This is a genomic window from Syntrophomonas sp. DTU019, from assembly GCA_913757435.1.
In the GTDB taxonomy this organism is placed as follows: domain Bacteria; phylum Bacillota; class Syntrophomonadia; order Syntrophomonadales; family Syntrophomonadaceae; genus DTU019.
The window spans coordinates 123,430-145,075 of sequence record CAJYDM010000004.1 but is presented as its reverse complement, the minus strand read 5'-3'; the positions used below and the strand labels follow the sequence as shown (position 1 = coordinate 145,075).

The 21,646-nt window shown below is 51.4% G+C and carries 18 protein-coding genes; 12 read left to right on the top strand and 6 right to left on the bottom strand.

The genetic code is table 11. The annotated features are described in order from the left end of the window. Positions 1 to 8 precede the first annotated feature (8 nt). Positions 9 to 2,084: an ATP-dependent DNA helicase gene (locus AC15IQ_RS11275; RefSeq protein WP_483179237.1), complete on the top strand. Its 2,076-nt coding sequence runs from the start codon at positions 9 to 11 to the stop codon at positions 2,082 to 2,084. Positions 2,085 to 2,372: 288 nt separating this feature from the next. Here AC15IQ_RS11275 and AC15IQ_RS11270 read toward each other — a convergent pair whose 3' ends face one another. Beyond that, a complete protein-coding gene (locus AC15IQ_RS11270) occupies positions 2,373 to 2,747 on the bottom strand; it encodes a TIGR04086 family membrane protein (protein ID WP_483179235.1) in 375 nt (124 codons plus the stop codon). A gap of 349 nt (positions 2,748 to 3,096) precedes the next feature. On the opposite strand from AC15IQ_RS11270, the gene AC15IQ_RS11265 reads away from it, so the two are divergent. The 3 genes from AC15IQ_RS11265 to AC15IQ_RS11255 all read left to right on the top strand — a co-directional run bounded on the left by AC15IQ_RS11265 (position 3,097) and on the right by AC15IQ_RS11255 (position 4,611). Further along, on the top strand, positions 3,097 to 3,804 hold the full coding sequence (locus AC15IQ_RS11265) for a ZIP family metal transporter (protein WP_483179233.1): 708 nt from the start codon (positions 3,097 to 3,099) through the stop codon (positions 3,802 to 3,804). A gap of 100 nt (positions 3,805 to 3,904) precedes the next feature. Next, positions 3,905 to 4,090 (top strand): hypothetical protein, encoded by a 186-nt coding sequence (locus tag AC15IQ_RS11260; protein ID WP_483179231.1) that lies wholly within the window; start codon positions 3,905 to 3,907, stop codon positions 4,088 to 4,090. Positions 4,091 to 4,173: 83 nt separating this feature from the next. Continuing rightward, positions 4,174 to 4,611 (top strand): DMT family transporter, encoded by a 438-nt coding sequence (locus AC15IQ_RS11255; protein ID WP_483179230.1) that lies wholly within the window; start codon positions 4,174 to 4,176, stop codon positions 4,609 to 4,611. Positions 4,612 to 4,622: 11 nt separating this feature from the next. On the opposite strand, the gene AC15IQ_RS11250 is transcribed toward AC15IQ_RS11255, so the two are convergent. Continuing rightward, the gene (locus tag AC15IQ_RS11250) at positions 4,623 to 4,880 is read right to left on the bottom strand and encodes a hypothetical protein (RefSeq protein ID WP_483179228.1); all 258 of its coding nucleotides are present in this window, start codon (positions 4,878 to 4,880) and stop codon (positions 4,623 to 4,625) included. Between the two features lie 107 nt (positions 4,881 to 4,987). Further along, the gene (locus AC15IQ_RS11245) at positions 4,988 to 5,737 is read right to left on the bottom strand and encodes a Uma2 family endonuclease (RefSeq protein WP_483179227.1); all 750 of its coding nucleotides are present in this window, start codon (positions 5,735 to 5,737) and stop codon (positions 4,988 to 4,990) included. Between the two features lie 182 nt (positions 5,738 to 5,919). On the opposite strand from AC15IQ_RS11245, the gene addB reads away from it, so the two are divergent. The 8 genes from addB to fusA all read left to right on the top strand — a co-directional run bounded on the left by addB (position 5,920) and on the right by fusA (position 17,873). Further along, on the top strand, positions 5,920 to 9,300 hold the full coding sequence (addB, locus tag AC15IQ_RS11240; RefSeq protein WP_483179225.1) for a helicase-exonuclease AddAB subunit AddB: 3,381 nt from the start codon (positions 5,920 to 5,922) through the stop codon (positions 9,298 to 9,300). Then, the gene (gene addA / locus AC15IQ_RS11235) at positions 9,297 to 12,875 is read left to right on the top strand and encodes a helicase-exonuclease AddAB subunit AddA (RefSeq protein WP_483179223.1); all 3,579 of its coding nucleotides are present in this window, start codon (positions 9,297 to 9,299) and stop codon (positions 12,873 to 12,875) included. The genes addB and addA overlap by 4 nt, the downstream gene beginning before the upstream one ends. Before the next feature lie 58 nt (positions 12,876 to 12,933). Then, entirely contained in the window at positions 12,934 to 13,794 is an 861-nt protein-coding gene (locus AC15IQ_RS11230) for a PH domain-containing protein (protein ID WP_483179221.1), read from the top strand. Between the two features lie 107 nt (positions 13,795 to 13,901). Then, positions 13,902 to 14,108 (top strand): YpmA family protein, encoded by a 207-nt coding sequence (locus tag AC15IQ_RS11225; RefSeq protein WP_483179220.1) that lies wholly within the window; start codon positions 13,902 to 13,904, stop codon positions 14,106 to 14,108. Between the two features lie 14 nt (positions 14,109 to 14,122). Beyond that, positions 14,123 to 14,674: a signal peptidase I gene (gene lepB, locus AC15IQ_RS11220; protein ID WP_483179219.1), complete on the top strand. Its 552-nt coding sequence runs from the start codon at positions 14,123 to 14,125 to the stop codon at positions 14,672 to 14,674. A 22-nt stretch (positions 14,675 to 14,696) separates the two neighbouring features. Beyond that, a complete protein-coding gene (surE, locus tag AC15IQ_RS11215; protein ID WP_483179218.1) occupies positions 14,697 to 15,488 on the top strand; it encodes a 5'/3'-nucleotidase SurE in 792 nt (263 codons plus the stop codon). Beyond that, the gene (locus tag AC15IQ_RS11210) at positions 15,485 to 15,748 is read left to right on the top strand and encodes a hypothetical protein (protein ID WP_483179217.1); all 264 of its coding nucleotides are present in this window, start codon (positions 15,485 to 15,487) and stop codon (positions 15,746 to 15,748) included. Before surE ends, AC15IQ_RS11210 begins: the two co-directional genes overlap by 4 nt. A 79-nt stretch (positions 15,749 to 15,827) precedes the next feature. Continuing rightward, the gene (gene fusA / locus AC15IQ_RS11205; RefSeq protein ID WP_483179216.1) at positions 15,828 to 17,873 is read left to right on the top strand and encodes an elongation factor G; all 2,046 of its coding nucleotides are present in this window, start codon (positions 15,828 to 15,830) and stop codon (positions 17,871 to 17,873) included. An 83-nt stretch (positions 17,874 to 17,956) separates the two neighbouring features. Here fusA and AC15IQ_RS11200 read toward each other — a convergent pair whose 3' ends face one another. The 3 genes from AC15IQ_RS11200 to AC15IQ_RS11190 all read right to left on the bottom strand — a co-directional run bounded on the left by AC15IQ_RS11200 (position 17,957) and on the right by AC15IQ_RS11190 (position 21,593). Then, positions 17,957 to 18,523 (bottom strand): hypothetical protein, encoded by a 567-nt coding sequence (locus tag AC15IQ_RS11200; RefSeq protein WP_483179214.1) that lies wholly within the window; start codon positions 18,521 to 18,523, stop codon positions 17,957 to 17,959. Beyond that, on the bottom strand, positions 18,513 to 20,705 hold the full coding sequence (locus AC15IQ_RS11195; protein WP_483179212.1) for a DUF3160 domain-containing protein: 2,193 nt from the start codon (positions 20,703 to 20,705) through the stop codon (positions 18,513 to 18,515). Before AC15IQ_RS11195 ends, AC15IQ_RS11200 begins: the two co-directional genes overlap by 11 nt. Positions 20,706 to 20,861: 156 nt before the next feature. Continuing rightward, positions 20,862 to 21,593, bottom strand: coding sequence for an AAA family ATPase (locus AC15IQ_RS11190; RefSeq protein ID WP_483179210.1), 732 nt, complete (start codon positions 21,591 to 21,593; stop codon positions 20,862 to 20,864). Between the last annotated feature and the right edge of the window lie 53 nt (positions 21,594 to 21,646).

Genomic DNA, 21,646 nt, shown 5'->3' with positions numbered 1-21,646 from the left:
TCCAACCCATGAGCTTTGACGGTAAGGTCGTGGCTGCTTATTTTCAGCCCGGCGGACCTATGGAAAAGCATATCGCAGGATACCGCCACCGTGATGAACAGGTCAAAATGGCAGCCGCGGTAGCCGATGCCCTGACAAACAGCGAATTCCTGGTGGCCGAGGTGGGGACCGGGGTAGGCAAGTCTTTCGCTTATCTCCTGCCTGCCATCCTGTGGGCCAAAGAGACTGGAGAAAAAGTGGTAGTCTCCACCCGCACCCGGGCTCTGCAGGAACAGCTCACCGAACACGACCTGCCTGATCTCAAGGCGGTGCTAGGGGAGGGGTTTAACGCGGTTGAGGCCAAAGGGCGTGAGAATTACCTGTGCTGGAATCAGTACATGAGCATTCTGGCTGGTCGCCAGGTGTTGGACAACCGCCAGCAGGATTTTATCACCAGGGTGCTGTCTTGGGCTGAAAATACTGAGATTGGAGACCGTAAAGAATTGGCTCTGCCTGGGGAGATGATGCGCCACTGGGGGCTTTTGGCCGCCAGTCGCCGCACCTGTGCCAACAATTTATGCCGGTACCGGGACAAGTGCTTCCGTTTGAAGATGTTGAAACGGCTAGAAAAGGCGGATTTGATCGTGGTCAATCATTCGCTGTTATTGAGTGATCTCATGGTCGACAACAGCATTCTGCCTGAATATCATTACCTGATAATCGACGAAGCCCATACCTTTGAACGGGAATCCTTCGATAAACTGTCCGCGGTCTTCTCCCGAGAGGAATGCCGCGAGGTCTTAAAGGTCTTGTACAGCAGAGAACGCACCCATGAGCGCGGCTACGTGCAGTACTTGAAAGGCCGCTATCCCAACCTGATGCCAGGCTTAAATGAGCTGTCCACTATGGTGTATCGCTGCACAGAACTACTGGAAGCGTGTTTTGCTGCCATAAAACCTGGACAGGCTCAGGAAGAACACGCCCGGGTCCTGACTCACCAGGATTTCCATAGTGAGTGGTTTAACCAACTGGTGGAAAACTACAGCAGCTGGCAGCAGGCGACGAATTTGATCATTCACCGTCTCAGCGAACTTAAATCAGAACTTGCCGGCATGGATGAGGAAATGGAGATAAACGCCGTGGTACAATCGCTGCGCGAGGTGTCAGAAGGCGCATTCATGGTTATGGAAGAATCGGTCGACCATCCGGATCAGATCTTCTGGATAGATTATCACATGGGCCAGCCTTCGGCTCTATCGGCATCCAGCATACGTATCGGAGAACTCCTGCACCGGCGCCTGTTCAGCAAATTGGAGTCGCTGGTGATGGTTTCGGCCACTTTGACCATTGAGGATTCTTTCAGCTATTTCATCGAAAAGAACGGGCTCAACTGCCTGGATGACCATGATCGGGTGCAGACCCTTTTGCAGTACTCGCCCTTTGATTATGATCGCCAAGCCTTGCTGTTGTCTGTGGCCGACATGCCTGACCCTGCCTCACCTGGATTCAGCTCCGCTGTGGCCGGTACGTTAAAAGACATTTTGACAGTGACACAAGGACGCACCATGGTACTGTTTACCTCCCGGCGCGAACTGCGCGAAGCTTCACGAGCCTTGCGCGAATGGGCTGAAAAAGAGCATCTGTGTCTGCTGGTGCAGGGTGAGGATGGGGAATTCAAGCGCCTCATGGAGCTGTTTGTTCAAGCCCCCAACACAGTGTTGATGGGTTTGGAAACCTTCTGGGAAGGGGTCGATCTGAAAGGGGATGTGCTCAAGACCTTGGTGATGGTGCGTCTGCCCTTTCGTGCTCCGGGAGATCCCTTCTGCAGCGCCGGGGATCGTTACTTCAAACTGCAGCGGCGCAGCAGTTTTGAGGGCTTTATGCTGCCAGACGCTGCAGTGCGCTTTAAGCAGGGCGCGGGTCGCCTGATCCGCAGTGAGAGTGACCGCGGCCTTTTGATCGTCCTGGATGCCAGGCTGCAAAAACGCTCTTATGGCCGTGTGTTCAAAAATAGCATCCCTATCAAAAAAGTAGTCCACCTCAAAAAAGCCGATCTGCCCGTTTTCCTGGCGGGCGCCGGGACTTCCTATCTGACCACTTCCTAAAAACCTGTCACCTTTTTTGACACTTACTCATACACTAGCACAAAGGCAGTGTTAGTTAAGGAGGAAAATCAAGTGCGGGTATACTACTTTAAGCTTCCGGCCTTCCTGCGCAACCTACTCATGAAGATTTGGGGTTAATCGGGGATAAATGCGGGTCAGACCACAAGCCAGGCCACCTGGCCTGTATAGGGCGGGCAGCATGGCGTTTATTTAACCATAACCAAAGATGACCAGCAGAGCCGGTTTGCCGGCTTTGCTGGCTTTTGGTGACTCGATTGCCGATGCCCGCTAAACCTGATTGCTCAAGCCGATCCCCAAAACCCCGCCTAGGGCTCCTGAGGCCAAGCACAGCAAGAGGTTGTACAACGAACTCTTCAGGCTCAGCAGGCTGGGATTGATGGCCACTGTTGCAACCAGCATAAGGATGAATACCATTACTCCGAAATTGAGGCCTCTAAGCAGCCCCCTGGTGGCCCGTATTTTGGCCACATAAGCCGCTCCGGCAAAAACGCCTCCAGCTAATATCAGTTGGGCCAGGAGTCCGAAAACCTGCTCGGATATGTCAGTATAGTACACCACCACCGCCGAGGCCACCGCCAGGAGCAAAGAAATCACAATTGCCCGGGCCAGTCCATTTAATTCGATGCTAAAATTTTTCCACATTACCAGTCACCTCCTTGCTGCACCTTATGAGATTCTTGTGCTGAATATTACTGCAATTTATCCCGGTTAATTACTGCCGCTTTCAAACTGCTACTCCAACCCCCAATCGTATTCAAAAAGGAGCATACTCATACCCACCTGTGGCTTTTTACGGTTAGTTTGGTCCTATCTATTGATTCACTCATAGAGATAAGCACGCCCCCGGCTCTATACCCATAACCTTCAGCCCAGCGGTATTCCCGCATAATTTTCAGCCTCCGGCCTGCCAGGGGCGCCGAGGTAAAAAAATCCTAACTCACTCATTTCAAACATAACAATTATTATTATTCATTCTAGTGAGGTGGGCCTGATGTTGGACTCGTTGATGGTCATAAGCGTGGCTGCTGGTTTTTGCACCACCGTCGGGGCGGCGGTGCTTTTCATGAAGCGTGATTGGAGCAATCGCAGTCTGTCAGTTTTCCTGGGGCTGGCATCTGGAGTCATGGTGGCGGTGGTGGTGCTGGATATGCTGCCCTCGGCCTTGCTCAGCAATTATAGGTCGGCTCTGTGGGGAACCGTTTTGGGCGGAGCCGTTATTTGGTTCTGTGATGCATGGCTGGGGCAGCGCATGAAGGGACCCGAGACCCTTCTGGGGTTGGGCTACTTGATTATGCTGGGAATTGCCATGCACGACCTGCCTGAAGGTATGGCTATCGCCATGGGCGGCGAGTTGAAGGTTCGCACCGGTATGGTCATCGCCCTGGCCATTGCTGTACATAACGTACCCGAAGGCATGGCTATCGCTGCCCCGTTGTTGATGGGAGGGCAGCGCCGCTTGCGTATATTAATGGAAACGGCTGCTATAGGTTTGATCACTCCTCTGGGGACTGGGATCGGCAAATTGAGCCTGGCGGTGGTGCCACAACTCTTGCCCTGGCTCTTAGGTTTCGCTTCCGGCATCATGCTTTACCTGGTGATATTTCAGCTGTGGCCGCAGGCGGCTACCAAAGGCCCGCGCAGCCGCTGGTCCGGATTTATAGCCGGGCTGGTCATCATCGCCTTGGCAACATTCATTTAGTTAGTTTATTGGCGCAATATTCCAACCTTCCATCTGGCACCGAACTGAGAATACTCCGTAAACTAATAGTGGGTAAATATCTTAGACGGGGTGGTAAAAAGTGCAAAATGGTTGGGTAGGTAAGACCCTGCATGACTTGCAGGACGATATTGAACGTTTGAAAGAGCAGTTGGTTACTTGTCCCAATACCGAGCAAAGCGATCAATTACGCGATAAGCTCAACAAGCTGCGCCGAGCCAAGGCTTGCTATCTGCGTTGGATATACCGGGCCTGCGACCGGTTCTAGAAAGTGACTGCTCTATGCTCCCTGCATAAAAGCCCGGACGGTTATAAACAATAAAGCAAACGGAGGCGAAGGGAGCATATATTGTGAACTGGCTTTATTTGGGTTTGGCTGCTATGTCTGGAGCGGCCATGGCTTTACAGGGGACTTTTAACGCCGCCCTGGGCAAAGTGATCGGGATTTGGGAATCCACCCTAGTGGTGCATGTTATCGGATTGCTGACCGTAGCGGTGATCATCCTCGCTCTGGGGACTAACTGGCAAGCTGCAAAACTTGCCGAAGCCCCCTGGTATGCCTATGTAGGCGGAATCATGAATGTCATTATCATCTATGCAGTGGTGCGTACTATGCCGCAAATCGGCGTGGGCAACGCTACCACTGCAATTATTGTGGCACAGATTTTAACCGCATTATTGATCGACAACTCCGGGGCTTTCGGCATGAAACAGTGTGATCTGCATATGCGCGACCTCTTGGGAGTATTGTTATTGGGTGTAGGGGCACGCATTTTGTTGATGGATTAAGCAGACGGAAATTACAACGGCTGGCCGTTGAAATCAAGTAGAAATGCTGTTGTTCCGGTGATCAAGGATAATATTATTAGAATCAGGCCTGCCACCGCACTCCAGAAGGGGTAGGGCAGCAGACGGTAGAAGAGGTCCAGGTAATAAGCCACCAGGTCCTCTTCTTTTAGTTCCCGCAACTCCTGGCTGATCTTCAGGTAGCACCAGGCCCCGTAAACAAAAAATATTAGACCCAACCCCATCAGGATCACTGCGGTCTTAGTCAACATCTCCCCATCTCCCCATGTCCGCATTAATGATTATTATATTGAATTCAGGCGTTAAATTAAAGAACCAATGCGGAATGGTTGGAGTAACCCGCCATTGTTCAAGTGTTTCACCATAGAGCATTCAAATCAATAGATAAGCCTCTAAAACCGGGATACTCTATTACGTCATGGTCCATTCCGGCCGCAACCAGAAAATATCGGCCGTTTTGCAGAGCAAAACATTCCAGGGTATGTTCCTGGGGATCGACTATCCAATAATGCTGCACCCCGGCTTCCTGATATATTTGCAGTTTTTGCAGACGGTCTTTGCGACTATTGGAAGGAGACAGAATTTCCACCACTAGAGTGGGCGGGCCATCGATACGGGTGTCTTTGACTATAGCTTTTTGAGGGCCGGAAACATAGAATATATCCGGCTGGACTACGGATATGTCCTGAAAGGTTACATCTAATGGGGCATCAAAAACCTCTCCTTGGGGATCAGCCTCGGAAAAATAGTCTTCCAGGATCCTTTGCAGGCGTCGGGAAACTCGCTGGTGCATGACATTGGGTGAGGGTTCTTTGACCAAGATGCCGTTGAGAATCTCAAAACGATAGCCCGGTTCATCGGGGATTTCCAGGTAATCCTGATATGTAAGTTTCTTGATGGGTTTGGCTTCATACCGAGCAGGTTGTTCGTGAACCTCACCGCCGTTTAGAACTCTGACTACCTCCTCAAGTTGATAACGATATTGCCGGTGCCCCAGTTCAATAAACGGAATCCTCTTTTCACGCGTATATCTCCAGATCGTTTCTACAGACAGGTTCAAGGCTTCAGCCAGTTTGTGGGCGGTGATCAGTTCTTTATTCGCATCCATACGCTCACCTCCAACTCCATTTTATATTAACTTACAATAAATATAAACAATAAACAATTAATATCAACTATAAACAACCCATGAAACAATCTGAGACAAGGAGGAGAATCGTCCCCTCTTGTTGCAGGTAAGAGAAACCAGTAAGATTAATTAAGCTAGACAGTGTTTATGGGGGTGAGGGTTTGGGCATCCGTTACATAATGGGGCGCTGCGGTCAGGGCAAAACCAGGCAGGTACTAGCTGAGATTGCTGAGGAACTGAAGTCAACGCGGGATGGCCCGATCATTCTGCTGGTACCGGAGCAGTACACCCTTCAGGCCGAGCGGGAAGTCATCAACCGCCTGGGCCTTCCCGGTATGATGCGCTTGGAGGTACTTTCCCCCAGCCGGCTGGGCGAAAGGATATTAGCCGAAGTTGGTGGACGCACCCGGGTGATGCTCAGCCAGCAAGGGCGCTACATGGTGTTGAAGAAGGTAATTGCCTCCTGTGAGGAGCAGCTTACCGTCTACCGTCAGGCCTGCCGGCAGACCGGCTTCATACAGCAGTGCAGCGACGTCCTGGCGGAATTGAAGGGCTTCGCTATAGATGCCGGTGCTCTCCGCGACTGTGCAGAAGGCCTGGCCGGGGATGCACTTCTAAAAGACAAGCTGCACGATATAGCTTTGATATACAGCAGTTTCAACTCCTTTTTGGAGGACCGTTACGTGGATAGCGAAGACCACATCCGGCTGGTCTTGGAACGCTTACCGCATTCTCGCTATTTGAAGCAGGCCAGGATATGGATCGATAATTTCACCACATTATCTCCCAGTACTTTGAAACTCATCAACCAGCTGGTGTTGTACTCGGCATCGGTCACCATCAGCTTGACGCTGCCGCTGGGCGGTGATGACCGCGACCGGGAAATCTTTGCGCTCTCGCGCTACTACTACAACCGTCTCCATGACCAGGCCATTAAGAATGGGGCAGAGGAGAGCATCGTGGCTGTCAGCAAAGAACCCGATACTCATCCAGAATTATCCCATTTGGAAAGAGAACTCTACGCTTATCCCCACAGACCGTATTCAGAGAAACCCAAGCACATAGCCATAACAGCTGTACCTACGGTGCAGGATGAGGTGGAAGCCTTGGCCATGAAGATCCTGTCACTGGTGCGGCAACATGAAATGCGCTACCGCGACATCTCGGTAATATGTTCTGACACCTCCGTCTACGCTGCACTGATCAAGCGGGTTTTCGATGAATATCACATCCCTTATTTCCTGGATGATAAAAAGAGCATCTTGCACCACCCGTTAGTCGAGCTGCTGCTCTCGGCCTTGGACATGGTGATCCGTCATTACCGCCTGGAAGACGTCTTGCGTTTCATCAAGACTGGTCTCACCCCCTTGGATATGCAGGATTGCGACCGCCTGGAGAACTACGCCCTGCGCTACAACGTCCGCGGCCAGGGCTGGCTGCAGCCCTTTAGTTTAGGTGAGGAGGATCTGCGCAGTGAGATGGAGGCTTTACGCCAGGTCATTATAGGGCCATTACAGAGTCTCACCGAGAGGCTCAGAACAGGCAGCAGTTGGGCAGAGATGGCCCAGGCCTGGTTTATATGGTTGGAAGAAATGCATATCCCGGAGAGGTTGGAGTCCTGGGTGGAGGAATTGCTGGTCGCAGAGCGCTTTGAGCTGGCCAGTGAAAACCGCCAAATCTGGAATGTGTGTGTAGAGATATTTGAACAGATGGCAGAGATATTGAGGGATGAAGACACCGAACTGAAGGAATTCCGCCAGGTGTTGGAAGCCGGGCTGACCTTTTCGGAGTTGGGATTCATTCCTTCCACAGTTGACCAGGTTATGGTGGGCACGGCCACCCGCTCGATTAGTCAGCAGTGCCCGGTTCTATTGATAGTCGGGGTGAATGACGGACTGCTGCCCCGGGGCAGTTTGGGTGAAGGCATCTTCTCGCTGGATGAGAAGGACACCTTGCTTTCAGCCGGGGTGGAGGTAGGGCTTGATAATGAACTGCTGGCTATAGAGGAAGACTTCCTCATCTATGCCGCGCTTGCTAAGGCCAGGCATTCGGTATGGTTTTCATACAGCCTGGCTGATTATGAAGGTAAGCCCTTAAGGCCTTCCTTATTGATCGACCGCCTTAAACAACTGTATCCCCACTTGACCGTTAGGCTGCAGACTATGGACTCTGCTCCAGCTGATGACGACTACTTCTTTGTTCCGGAGGTCACCTTCAAATACCTGGTCCAAAATCTGCGCCAGGCCCTGGACGGTAAAAAGTTCTCGCCCCGCTGGGCAGCGGCTTACGAATGGTTCAAGGCCCGTCCGGAATGGGAATTCCAGGTAACACGGCTCACTGAGGCTTTGATGTTTGCCAACATGCCCGGCAAGGTGGAACAGGCTCAATGGAATCGGCTCTATGCGGCTTTGCCGCAGACCAGCGTATCCCGGCTGGAGCTGTATGCGGCCTGTCCGTTCGCTCACTTCGTACGCTACGGCTTGAGGCCGCTGGAACGGAAAAACTATGAAGTCGAGGCCCCGGATGTGGGCGATTTATTTCATCAGGCCATACTGGATTTCACGGTAAAGATGCGAGAAAAGAGCATCGACTGGCAGCAGCTGGAGGCCCGGCAATGCTATCAGCTGATGGATACGGTGATGGAAGACCTTTTGCCCCGCCACGGTGAAGGAGTTTTCATGAGCACCTACCGATACCGTTATCTGGGTCAGCGCTTGAAAAGGATGGGTCAGCGCGCGGTGTGGACACTGGCTCGTCATCTTCAGAGCGGGGATTTCAACCCCCTGGGCTATGAGATGCGCTTCGGGTCGGGAGGGGTATTTCCAGCGGTAGTGGTGGAACTGGCCAATGGTGAGACCCTTTCACTGGAAGGGCGCATCGACCGGGTCGATGTTTACAGACAGGGAGGCGAGCAGTATGTGCGCATTATCGATTATAAATCCGGTCCCCGCGATGTGGATATGAGCGATATTTACTACGGACTCAGCCTGCAGTTATTGATATACCTAATGGCGGTACTGCAGGGACTGCAAGCCCCTGGTATAACAAACCGTCCCGGAGGGATTTTCTATTTTCATATTGACGACCCCTTGATCGAATCCGATGAGGAGGTGGTTGAGGAGATCGAGAAAAAACTGGCCGCCAGATTAAGGCTGCGCGGCCTGGCCTTGGAAGATGCCGAAGTGATCCGTGCTATGGACAGGAATATAAGCGGACACTCTCAAGTGGTGCCGGTGGGCTTGAGCGGAGAGGGCAGCTTTTATAAACACTCTGCAGTCATCACTTTAGAGGAGTTCGAGATTGTCTTGCAGCATGTACAGGAGTTGGTCAAAGAGATGAGCCAGGGAATAATGAGGGGGAACATAGAGATCGCTCCTTATAAAAAAGGCAACAATAAGGCCTGCAGCTACTGCCATTATCACCCGATCTGCCACTTCGACAGCCTGTTTGCGGCCAATCGCTACCGCCATCTGGCTTCTTTGGACCGTGACCAACTCATGGAGCGGATATATGGTGATACTGAGAGGAGGGGGCTGTCATGAGAAAATGGACCCCTGAGCAGCAGGAAGCCATCAGCCTGCGTGATCTCAATCTCTTGGTGGCCGCAGCCGCCGGGTCGGGAAAGACTGCGGTCCTGGTGGAAAGGGTCATACAACTCTTGCTGCATGACAAAGTTGATATCGATCAAATGCTGGTGGTCACTTTCACCAAGGCGGCTGCCAGTGAGATGAGGGAGCGGATCAGCCATGCTCTGCTAAAGGCCTTGCACCAGCCGGGGCCTCATATTTCCCATATCCGCCGCCAACTGACCCGCTTAAACCGGGCTTCCATAAGCACTCTGCATTCGTTCTGTACCGAGGTGATACGGCGTTACTACCATTTGACCGCGGTCGATCCGGTGTTCAAAGTAGCCGACCAGAACGATTCCGATCTGATGCGCTTGGAAGCCCTGGATGCTGTCCTGGAGGCTGCCTATGAAGAAGCTCACCCTGACTTCTTGGGGCTTATCGAGATGTTTGCCCCTGGCAAAAGCGATCAGGGCTTCCGCGACCTGCTCTTGCAGATGTATGAATTCTTGCAGAGCCAACCCCAGCCCTGGCAGTGGCTGCAGGAACACCTTCACAGTTATACCTGGGGTGCTGCCGCCTTATCTGACAGCCCCTGGGTAAAAAGCCTCATGGAGAGCGCTCTGGTGCAGGTAGAAGCCGCTGGAGAGCGTTTCCGCGAAGCTCTGGCGGTATGCCGGCAGCCCGGCGGGCCGGTGCAATACATTAAAGCCCTGGAAGAGGACGTGCAGATCACCTGTGCTTTGGCAGAGGCCTTATCAAGAGGCTTGGAGGAATTTTATGAGTCCGCAGCAGCCTTCACGCACCCCCGGTTGCGCTCGGTTCGCGGAGGTGATGAGGCCTTAAAAGAAGCTGCTAAAGCCCTGCGGGAGGAGGGGAAAAACCTGCTCAAGGCTTTGCACCGAGGCATTGCCCGCCACAGCCTGGCGCAATGGAGCCAGGAACTGAACCAGCTCCATCCTTGTTTATACCAGCTTAATAAGCTTCTGCAAGCGTTTGCTGGAGAGTACCTGCAGCGAAAAATGGATAAAGGGGTCTTGGATTTCAATGATTTGGAGCACTTCGCTTTGCAGATACTGCAGGACCCTCAGGTTGCTGCAGAGTACCGACAGCGTTTCCAATTCATATTTGTGGATGAATACCAGGACAGCAACTTGGTGCAGGAGACCCTGTTAAACCGCATTGCCCGGGGTGACAACCTCTTTATGGTAGGGGATGTCAAACAGAGCATATACCGTTTTCGCCTCGCCGACCCGGGGCTTTTTCTGGAGAAATATGCGCTATACCATGACCAGCAACAGAACGGCTGCCGTCGGGTTGACCTGATGATGAATTTCCGTAGCCAACCCGGCATCATCGCCGCAGTCAATCATGTCTTTGCCCATATCATGAACCGCCATGTGGGTGAATTGGAATACGACCAGGACGCTTTCCTGCACAATGGCTTGACCGTGCCCGACGAAGCCTGTCTTCCGGTGAGAGTGACCTTGATCGATAAGGATGGCCAGCCGGCTGCAGAGGGTGAAGAAGACCGCGGTGACGTGGCGCGGGAAGCCGGGGTAGTGGCAGCCGCCATTAGAGAAATGGTCGGTCAGCCGGTGTATGATGTTGCTGTGGAGGGATACCGCCCTTTGCAATACCGCGATGTGGTCATCCTGTTGCGGGCTACCCGTAATTGGAGCCAGGAGTTTATGGAGGTTTTCGCTGAACAGGGCATCCCCGCCTATGCCGATGTCAGCAGCGGCTATTTCGGAGCGGTTGAGGTGGAAGTGATGCTCAACCTGCTTAAGCTGATAGATAATCATTACCAGGACATACCCTTGTTGAGCGTTTTGCGTTCGCCTTTGTTCGGCTTGAGCAGTGCGGATTTGATTGCCATTCGGCTGGAAAAACCAGAAGGAACCTTCTATGAAGCCTTTGAACAATACAGCCACAAGACTGATGATCCCCTGGCACAGAGAGTAGCGGAGATCCGCGGACTGCTGTCCGCCTGGCGTCAGGAAGCCCGCTATCTTCCGGTCGATCAACTCATCTGGCAGCTTTATGGGCAGACCGGATACTATCATTATGCCGCTGCCCTGCCGGGCGGGCAGCAGCGCCAGGCTAATCTGCGCATTTTGGCAGAACGGGCTCGGCAGTTTGAAAACAGCAGCCTGCGCGGCTTGTACAATTTCATTCGCTTTGTGGAAAACCTCCTGGCCGGGAGCCGCGATCTGGAAACGGCTCGCATACTGGGTGAAAACGATAATGTGGTCAGAGTGATGAGTGTTCATAAGAGCAAAGGCCTGGAGTTCCCGGTAGTGATCGTGGCCGGGCTGGGGCGTTCATTCAACCTTGCCGACAGTAAGGCGGCACTGGTTTTGCACAAACAATTAGGCCTGGGCAGCCGGTACGTAAATCTGTCCTCCCGCCGCCGCAGTGAAACCATAGCCAGCCTGGCGATAAAAGAACGCCTGCGCCTGGAAAGCCTGGCCGAAGAGATGCGCATACTATATGTGGCCATGACCCGGGCCAAATCCCGGTTGTTGATGGTGGGAACGGTCAAAAACCTGGGCAAAAAGGCCATGGCCTGGTGTCGAATGCCGGGCGCTTATGAGCTATCTCAGGCAAAAGGGCTTATGGACTGGTTGGGCCCGCTGTGGTTGAGGCATCCGGATGGCCAGGCCTTGAGAGCCTGCCTGGAAGAACCTTTTCCTCCAGAGGATTGTACTGAGGAGGTGCGCTGGCAGATAGAGGTGCATAAAAGCAGTGAATTGATCCTTAGGGAAAAACAGCGTCAAAGTCAGCACGAAGAGGTTCTGGCCGCTGTGGCAGCGGCCCGTGATTGCGGGGAAGAACCTCTGCTCATGGATATAGAAGAACGACTTAGCTGGCGTTATCCTCATGAGGGGGCGGCCAGATTGCCCTCCAAACTGACCGTGACCCAACTCAAAAAGGCTGTCCGGACAGGTCAGGAAGGTTTTTTCAGCACTATTCCCAGCCTCAATCAACGGCCACAGTTCATAAGTCAGCCGGAAAAAGGGGGTACCGCTGCCCTGAGCGGTGCCCAGCGCGGCAGCGTATTGCATTATGTGATGCAGCATTTGGATCTGAATGATACCAGCAGGGCGGGTCTGCAATCGCAGCTGGAGACCATGGTAGGAAAGGATATGCTTACCGCCCTGGAGGCAGATACGGTTGACCTGGAAAGTATTGAAGCCTTTTTTGCCTCCTCGCTTGGAAAACGGATTTTAGGGGCCCGGAAGGTATTCCGCGAGGCAGGTTTCAACCAACTGGTAGAGGCCGGGCAGGTCTTGGCAGGTACTTACGCCCTGGAGGAAAAGCTCCTTTTGCAGGGGGTCATCGACCTCTATTTTGAGGAAGCCGACGGTTTGGTTGTAGTTGATTACAAGACCGACCACATAACCCCACAGAATCGGCAGGATTTGATCACACAATATCAGATTCAGGTCAAGGCCTACTGCAGCGCCCTGGCAGAGATTAGCGGGCAGCTAGTAAAACAGGGTTTTGTCTACTTTTTCTCCAGCGCTGAAGCGGTCCAGGTGGTGTAAATTCTGGTGATAGAAAAGGATAATCCTTACGTATTTGTGATGAGGAGGGAGATGAGTTTTGCATAAAACGCGTGAAGTCGAACATTCCTGGGACTGGATATTGATGGGTTTTATGATCGTGGTTTCCGTGGGGGTGTGCTGGGCCACCTACAAAGTGCCTCAACGGGCCCTGTTTGCCATGACGGTAGTGATGATGACAGGTTTGACAGCATATATTTTCTATGCCATCAAGGCCACCCGCGGACTCACTTATGAAGCGGGCCGAGAGGGGATAACTATAAACTATGGCTACAAAAAGCTCTTCATCCCCTATAAAGATATCAGTTCCATCGAAATCAAGGAGCGGCCCGGCCTGACCAGGCTGGCAGGTAATGAATGGCCCGGGTCTTACAGCGGCTACTTCAGTGTCCGGGGGGAGAAGAAACTGGCCTTGGTATATGCTACCGCAATGAAGAGTATCATTAGGATCGACACCCCAAGACTCAGTTATTTCATTTCCCCGCAGGACAACCGACGTTTTATTGAAAAGGTAAGCCAATACTGGACCTCGTCGCAGAGCAGCTCCGAACTGGTGGAGATGAAGCCGGGGCCTCACATTTGGCAGACCGGGAGCGGGATATTATTGCTGGCCTTAAACCTGATGGCGGTTGGGGTGGTGGTAGCTTATATCTATCATCTCTCTCAAACTATGGTGCAGATACCGCTGCATTACAACCTGCACGGAGAAATAGACCGGTATGGCTCGCCCTCGGAGTTGTATTTGGTGCTTATCGGCACCGCCATCATACTGCCAGTGATCATTGTGATCGGTGATATGCTGTCCCGACGCGGGGTCCCGATCCGGGATGCTACCCGACTGTTGTGGATACCTCTTTTGACCACGGTTTTTATGGGAGTGGTCGTCCTGGGAATGGTTTAATAGTTTATTCCCGCCCTCTTTTGCGGTAAAATTATTTTGTATGTTTTCGCCACAGCCAGATTTTGCGGTATGTGGTGTATTTGGTGTATTTATAGAAAGGAGCAGCCATGCCTGAAGCACCCGTGAGCGGCGAAGAACAGCGCGGCCCCGGTAAATTGGAACTCATCGCCCACAAGTCTTTTGCCTCCAGTCCGGAACTGGTGTATGTGATCGATTTTCTCAATAAGAGCCTGAAAAACAAAAAGGTCATGTTCGGCCTGAGCAAAGACAAGCAAAATGCTGACCAAATGGTCATAAAGATTTATGAGTTTTAAGGGGTAGGGTATAAATGAACAAGGAATTTATCAGCTTCATTAAAGAAACCGTCAGTATTGTAGTAATCGCTTTTATTCTGGCCATGGTTTTAAGAGCCTTTGTTATTGAAGGGCGCATAATCCCTTCTGGGTCGATGCTGCCCACAATTCAGCTTCAGGACCGGGTAATGGTCAATAAATTCATTTACCACTTTAAAGAACCTCAGCGCGGCGATATAGTGGTATTTGATCCCCCGGAAGAGCTGCATAGCAAATGGGATTATATCAAAAGAGTCATCGCTCTCCCTGGTGAAAAAGTAGAGGTAAAAAAGGGCAAGGTATATATAAACGACCAGCCCTTAAAGGAACCATACCTGCAGGAGGTTATTGATTATGAGTTCGGTCCAGTGGTAGTGCCTGACGGTGCTTTGTTTGTGATGGGGGATAATCGCAATGAGAGTTATGACAGCCACCGCTGGAATTCCTGGCTGACCCGTGACCGCCTTAAAGGTAAGGCCATATTCACCTACTGGCCTCTGAATCATTTGGGTATTTTAGAGCGAGGGGTGGAGTTTGATCCACAGTAAACCCCGGGACAAGGAGAAAAGCATGCGAATCTTATTGACAAATGATGACGGCATCCACGCCCGCGGGATGCATGCCCTGATAAAAGAGCTGCAGAACATCGCCGAACTATATGTGTCCTCTCCTGATCGCGAGCGCAGTGGGACCGGCCATTCCATCACGGTGTTTGATCCCATCAAAGTCATGCCCGCTAAAATAGAGGGTGCTAAAGGGGCCTGGATAGTGGGGGGAACTCCGGTGGACTGCGTAAAGTTGGCCTTGAGCAGGTTGGTGGAGGGCAAGGTCGATTTGGTAGTCTCAGGGATCAATCACGGCCCCAACCTGGGCACAGATGTGCTCTATTCAGGGACTGTATCGGCTGCTGCTGAAGGGGTCATCATGGGGGTGCCAGCCATAGCGGTCTCACTAAATGACTATACCGCCGAGATGAACAGCGATTTCGCAGCCCTTTTCACCCGCAATCTGATTCGCACCGTCACCCGGCAGGGGATAAAGAGCACCACCCTGGTAAATGTCAACATACCGGCATTAAGCCCTGAAAACATCAAGGGCATCCGCATTACCCGTTTGGGAGTGCGCAATTATGATAATCTATTTGAGGAACGGAAAGACCCGCGCGGCAACAGTTATTATTGGATGGGCGGGGGCGTGGTTCAGGATGTGCAACCGTCCGACAGCGATGTGGCGGCTATTGAAGAGGGCTACATCAGCATTACCCCCATTAACCTGGACCTTACTGATTACCGGCTGATGGAGGAGTACCGTGTCACCTTCGCGCGTTATCTGGATTTCTTCTCCAGGATTGAGCGGACATGATCGCCTTCAGCCTGATCCTCAATACGACGATATTCTTCCTGATATTTAATATGGGCTACCTGCGCCGCCGCCGTCAGGACCCGACTTGTGCGCAGAAGCCATTCCATCAGATGTACCTGTTCCCGCTGGCATTAGGGATAGTGTTCACCCTCATCGTGGACTCTTTTCGGGGTATTGTAATGTACCAGATGATAATATTTCTAGCGGCGGCACTGCTCCTGTACTGGATATTTTTCGTGATGTCAGCCCGTAAGGGCTAAAAATAAAAAATTTTTGCCTATAAGGTAAAATTATTGTACCATTTTGGATGTATAGAAAAAGCGAGGAGGTCATTGTTGAATGAAGGTTTACCCCACCAGTAAGATCCGTAACATAGCTCTGGTCGGCCACGGAGGTACTGGAAAAACCTCCCTGGCTGAAGCCATGATTTTTAATACAGGGGCAACCAAGCGGATGGGACGAGTTGACGATGGCAACACTGTTTCCGATTACCTGCCGGAAGAGGTCAAACGGAAAATCACCATCAGCACCACTCTGGTGCCCTGTGAATACCGGGATCACAAGATAAACGTACTTGATACTCCGGGTTTTGCCGATTTCTATTTCGAGGTGGTTGGCGCCGCCCGGGTGGTTGACAGCATGGTGATGATGTTTGCCGCTAACGCTGGTGTTGAAGTGCAAACCGAGGTTGCCTGGGAGGATTTCGCCAAAATTCCCAAGCTGGCCTTCATCAACAAAATGGACCGTGAAAACGCAGATTTTTATAAAGTTATCGAGCAGATGAAGAGCACCTTCTCAGACCATATCATTCCGGTGCAACTGCCTATCGGGGCTGAGGATAAGTTTAAAGGGGTCGTAGACCTTATTAAGATGAAAGCCTTGATTTTTGAGTCCGGCAGCGGCAAATACACCGAGGAAGATATCCCCGCCGACATGATGGGTGACGTGGAAACCTATAAAGAAGCCCTCAAAGAAGCCGCGGCTGAGGCTGATGATGATCTTCTGATGAAGTATCTGGAAGGTGAAGAACTGACCGATGCTGAGATCATGGATGGCATAAAAAAGGCTGCCGCCACCGGTTCAGCAGTCTTCGTATTCTGCGGATCGGCTGCCAAGAATATCGGGGTCCTGCCTCTGATGGATTTTATAACTGACTGCGGCACCCATCCTCAGGACAATCCCCTGGTGGAAGGCAAGGACATAGAAAATGAGGCTTTCATGGCCCAGGTCTTCAAGACTATCGCTGATCCCTATATAGGCCGAATGACCTTCTTCCGCATATTTACTGGCAAGCTCAAAGCCGATAGCGTGATATACAATGCCACCAAAGAGCGTGATGAAAAGATAACCCAGATCCTGGTGATGACCGGTAAGGAGCAGGCCACTGTGTCTGAGGCCAATGCCGGCGATATAGTGGCGGTAGCCAAACTGGCCACCACCGCCACCAGCGACACTTTGACCACCAAAGCCAATGCGGTGGTTCTAGATCCCATCCAATTCCCTCAACCCACCTTGAACATGGCAATTGAACCGAAGAGCAAGGGGGATGAGGATAAATTGAGCGGCGCTATAGCCAGAATAATTGAAGAAGACCCCACCATCCGGGTGGAGAAGAATACTGAGACCAAGCAGACCATACTTAAAGCCATGGGTGACAGCCACGTGGATATCATTTTAGACAAACTGTCCCGCAAGTACGGGGTGGATGTGGTCAGCCGGGAGATGCGCATACCTTACCGTGAAACCATCCGCGGAACTGTGGAAGCCGAAGGCAAACACAAAAAACAGAGCGGCGGCCACGGGCAGTATGGACATGTTTGGATAAAGTTTGAACCTACTGATGAGCACTTCGTGTTTGAAGAAAACGTTTTCGGCGGGTCAGTGCCCCGCAACTACTTCCCCGCAGTTGAAAAAGGCCTGATCGAGGCTATGGAAGAAGGGGTCCTGGCCGGTTACCCAGTTACTAACATCAAGGCTACCCTTTATGATGGATCTTACCATTCAGTGGACTCTTCAGAAATGGCCTTTAAACTGGCGGCCCGCCTAGCTTATAAGAAGGGTTTGGAATTAGCCAAGCCGGTGCTATTGGAACCGATCGTCAATGTGGAAGTAGAGATTCCTGAAGCCAACATGGGCGACATCATCGGCGACCTCAACAGCAAACGCGGCCGGGTGATGGGCATGGAACCGGTAGGCAAAAAGCAGCTAATCAAAGCTCAGGTGCCGTTAGGCGAGATGGCCAAATACACCATCGATCTCAAATCCATGACACAGGGGCGCGGCAAATTCCGTATGGAGTTCTCTCATTACGAAGAAGTCCCGGCCCAGAACGCTGAGAAGATCATCGAGAAGGCCAAACGCGAAAGAGAAGAGATGGATAAATAATCTACGAACAAAGAAATGCCGCAGGGTTAACCCTGCGGCATTTCCAACAGAGCACCCAACAGAGGGACGTGCTGTTGGGTGCATCAATCGTCTATCCGGGTGAAGCCCCAGTCCTGCCACTGCCAGGTGGTGCGGGTGGCAGAATAGGGGAATCGTGAACCTTCTATAATTTCCAGAATTTCCAGGGATACCTGCTGAGTGCTGTCGGTTATGACCGAGATTTCTGTAATGGGAGGATCAATGGCGGAAGAACACCATACCGCCCTCATCTGTCCTGACTGGAGGCGATAGAGGAATAGATGGCAACTATAGATTTGATCTTCTTGCTCCTGCCAGAAAGGCTTAACATCCCCATAGCTGCCGTATTTCCATAAAACCATCAGCAACTCCTCAAAGCCATCATTATTGGCGTCAGCCAGGAGTATTTGTTCGATTTTCCATTCTGGCGGTGATTCCCAAATCATTTGCTGGTCTTCCCAGACTTTAACCTGATTATTTGTCAGTTGATAATTCTCTACCCTCCCGTTACCGTCAGTATCTCTTGATATGATCACATTAACCGAGCCTGCAGCCGCCATTTGCCCCCCAATAAAACCCAATGCGAAACATATCAAAAACACGACGATCAGTCTGATTAGGCTACTGCTCATTTTCCCAGGGCATGACGATGCGGCAGCTGCCATCTACGGCAAAGGCTCGGGTCCATTCCGAGGCTGGCGGGGCCTCTTTATTGTCCAGCATCTGTCTCCATTTCTCATCTGTTAGGCGATCCGCAGCTGGCCAGGGGAACTCATAATGGCTGTAAACTCCGCCTTTCACGATGCGCAGCTTGCCATCCAGCGGGACCACCGCATATATGGAGTGCACATAGCCATTGCCTTCTTCCAGGACCAGATCCGGCGGGGCGGTAGCTACATCAGCGACTAACATAGCGGGATTGTCGTTTAAAAGCTTGGAGCGGCCTCCTTCTTGATCTTGCAGGGTCTCCATCCAGAAGTGTTCCAGCTGCCCGCCAAAGCTGCGGATAAGTTCATATTCTTCTTCGGTCAGAGCCTGATTTTGCAGTTCTTTTTCTGATATAGTCTTAAGGTTTAGAGCCAAGGTCTCCATTAATTGCAGGCTTTGCGCATCCCGCTCTGTAATCAGCCCTTTGGCCTCTAGCCCTTCCCGGGTCATGGCCGCTAGTGAAGCCAGATTGGCGTAGCAATGCAGATCAGGTTCAACATAGCCGCGGTCATCGATTTTATCGTCGTAGCCGCCGCCCATTTCAGCGTAAACCTGTTTGGCATAGAGAATGGTGTCATGTTTCAGTTCGGTCCAGCTGCCCAGGAAAGTATTCAAGCTTTTGCGAGCCCAGGCCTGGTTCAGCATAAAACTGGGATAGCCTTGTGGCTTTTCCACCGTTAACGGTTTTAAAGCTTTCATCCAGCTCCAGTACAGATTGTGGTGCCAAACCGAAGCATCCAGTCCAGCTATATGCTCCTGCAAAAGGGTCATATTCTGGGGGTAGTTTTGAAACTGCGTCTGGCCTTCGGCCTCCAGGATACGATAGGCCTCCTTTGAACCCATGGCAGCAGGTATATCCAGCCCCTTGGGCAAAAGGCGGCGTTCCCCCTGCTGGTTTTCCCCCACTTCCCGGTATATTAAGCGTTGAAATATATCGGCATCTATGGTATAGCGCTGGCCCATAAAGCGAAAACCTTTTACTTCCTGCTCACGGTCGGGCTGTATGTTGGCATCAAAGATGGGAATAGAGTTGATTTTAGGCCCCTCTAGCTTTTTGGCGGCCGATAATAATTGCTGCCACTTGTCATTATCATTGATCAAGGTGTTCAGGCTGTTGTCCGGACCATAAACCTCTTCCAGCAATTTTGAGTAAGCTATGCAGCCGGGATCATCGCTCTCACCCACGAAAAAGCTGGTGGTCTGATAGATTTTTTGCCAGGACTCAAATTTAGGACTATCTTTTACTGCCAGGGTCATTAAGAACGCCGAACGGGTTTCATCCTCATTCTTCAGCCTGAAACTCATGCGTCCATACCACATAGAGTTCTGAAAGTAGGATTTCAGGTTATCATTGCGGGTATAATGGCCTCGGGGTATGTATTGCGTATAATCTTCTTTTAAAGATTCGAGCGCATCGGGGTTTGACCCCATAGCCATCAGTGGAGATACAGTTGTCTGATTATGATTTCTGATAAGTTGCAATTCTGCTTCTACTACATCTTTGACCTCCTGCGGGATCTTCACAGCAGGATCTAAAAGACGACTGCCTACCGCGAAAAAGGCTACATTGCGCCGGGCGGCGTTTTCCCAGGGACTGTTCTTTAAGGCCTTATACTGCTCTTGCGACGCCTGCAGCATACCCTGGTTGAGGTTCTGCAATTCAGCCCGAAGCTGATTCTCCTCGGCATTCTTCAGCAAATGCTGGAAAAACAAGTGGTAGTTGTGCAACATGGCATCAGTAGTGATCAGGTTGGGTATGCCGTCATAACGGTTGAATTCATAAAGCATGAAAAATTCCTGATGCATTTGCGGCAACACCGCAAAACCGTTTTTGGTCAGCATAGTCTGGGCTTCAGGTGAGAATAAAAAACGTCCCTGATTCTCTACATTGCTCAGGTCAGCCTTGACTTGATACGGTTTTATCTGGGGATGGGCATTCACCTCGTACTCGCGATAGGTGGCAAACTCCGCAGCCTCAGCGTTTTTGGCAGGGCCGAAATTCTCTTCTAGCAACTTTTTACTGCTGGTGCTGCAGCCACTCAAGGCTGCTGACAACATTAAAATGATCAGCAATATGCTGATGGTTTTGAGTTGACTGGCTTTCAAAGCATCCCCTCCCTTTAAACTAGGCTTACCAATGCTACGATTTAAAAACGATTTCCTGACACAGTGATTCCCGAAATCCAGTATGCCCTGCAGAAGACGCATTTTACGGATCTCTCGGGACGGGGTTAGGCTCTGTGTGCCAGCCAGGTGGAAAGATTAATCAGCATACAACAAATCGGTGAGCATCTTTTCGCGGTGGTTTAAAAAATATTTGGTAATCTGGTAATGATCGGTCATTTCATAAGCGATCGGTTGAATTTTGCCATTGTCAAAACTCAGGATCTCAGCATGCGGATAACCGAGCAGTATGGGGGAGTGTGTGGCGATGATGAACTGCGCCTCGCCGCTACTGGTCAGGTCATGCAATATTTTGATAAAGGCCAATTGTCTTGACGGAGACAAGGCCGCTTCGGGTTCATCCAGGAGGTAGAGGGCTTTGCCTTTGAAACGGTGTAGAAACAGCGATAGAAAGGACTCCCCGTGTGATTGGTGATGCAGGGACCGGCCGCCATAGGACCGAAAACCGGTGTCATCAACCTCCTCGAGGTGGGACGCAAAGTGGTAAAACGATTCCGCTCTGAGAAAAAAACCTTGCGCGATCTTTGGAAGCCAGGAAAGCCTTATGAATTCGCCCAGCGCGGCTTCTGAAGCCTGCACCTCATAACAATTGTTTCTGCCGCCGCCAGCGGTGTTGAAAGTGCACTGATGAGCCACGGCTTCCAGCAAGGTCGATTTCCCGGAACCGTTTTCGCCCACGAAAAAAGTGATGCCACTGTTAAGTTCAAATTCACGCAGACTCTTGATGCTGGGGATGGAGAAGGGGTAGCGATCGAAGTCAGTTATATTTTCCCTTAGAAGGGCGATCTTTTTAAGGAACAGCTCAATCACCTGCCTGCTTCAAGTCTATAGGTGAATTATACACGATTATAATACAGCCCTCT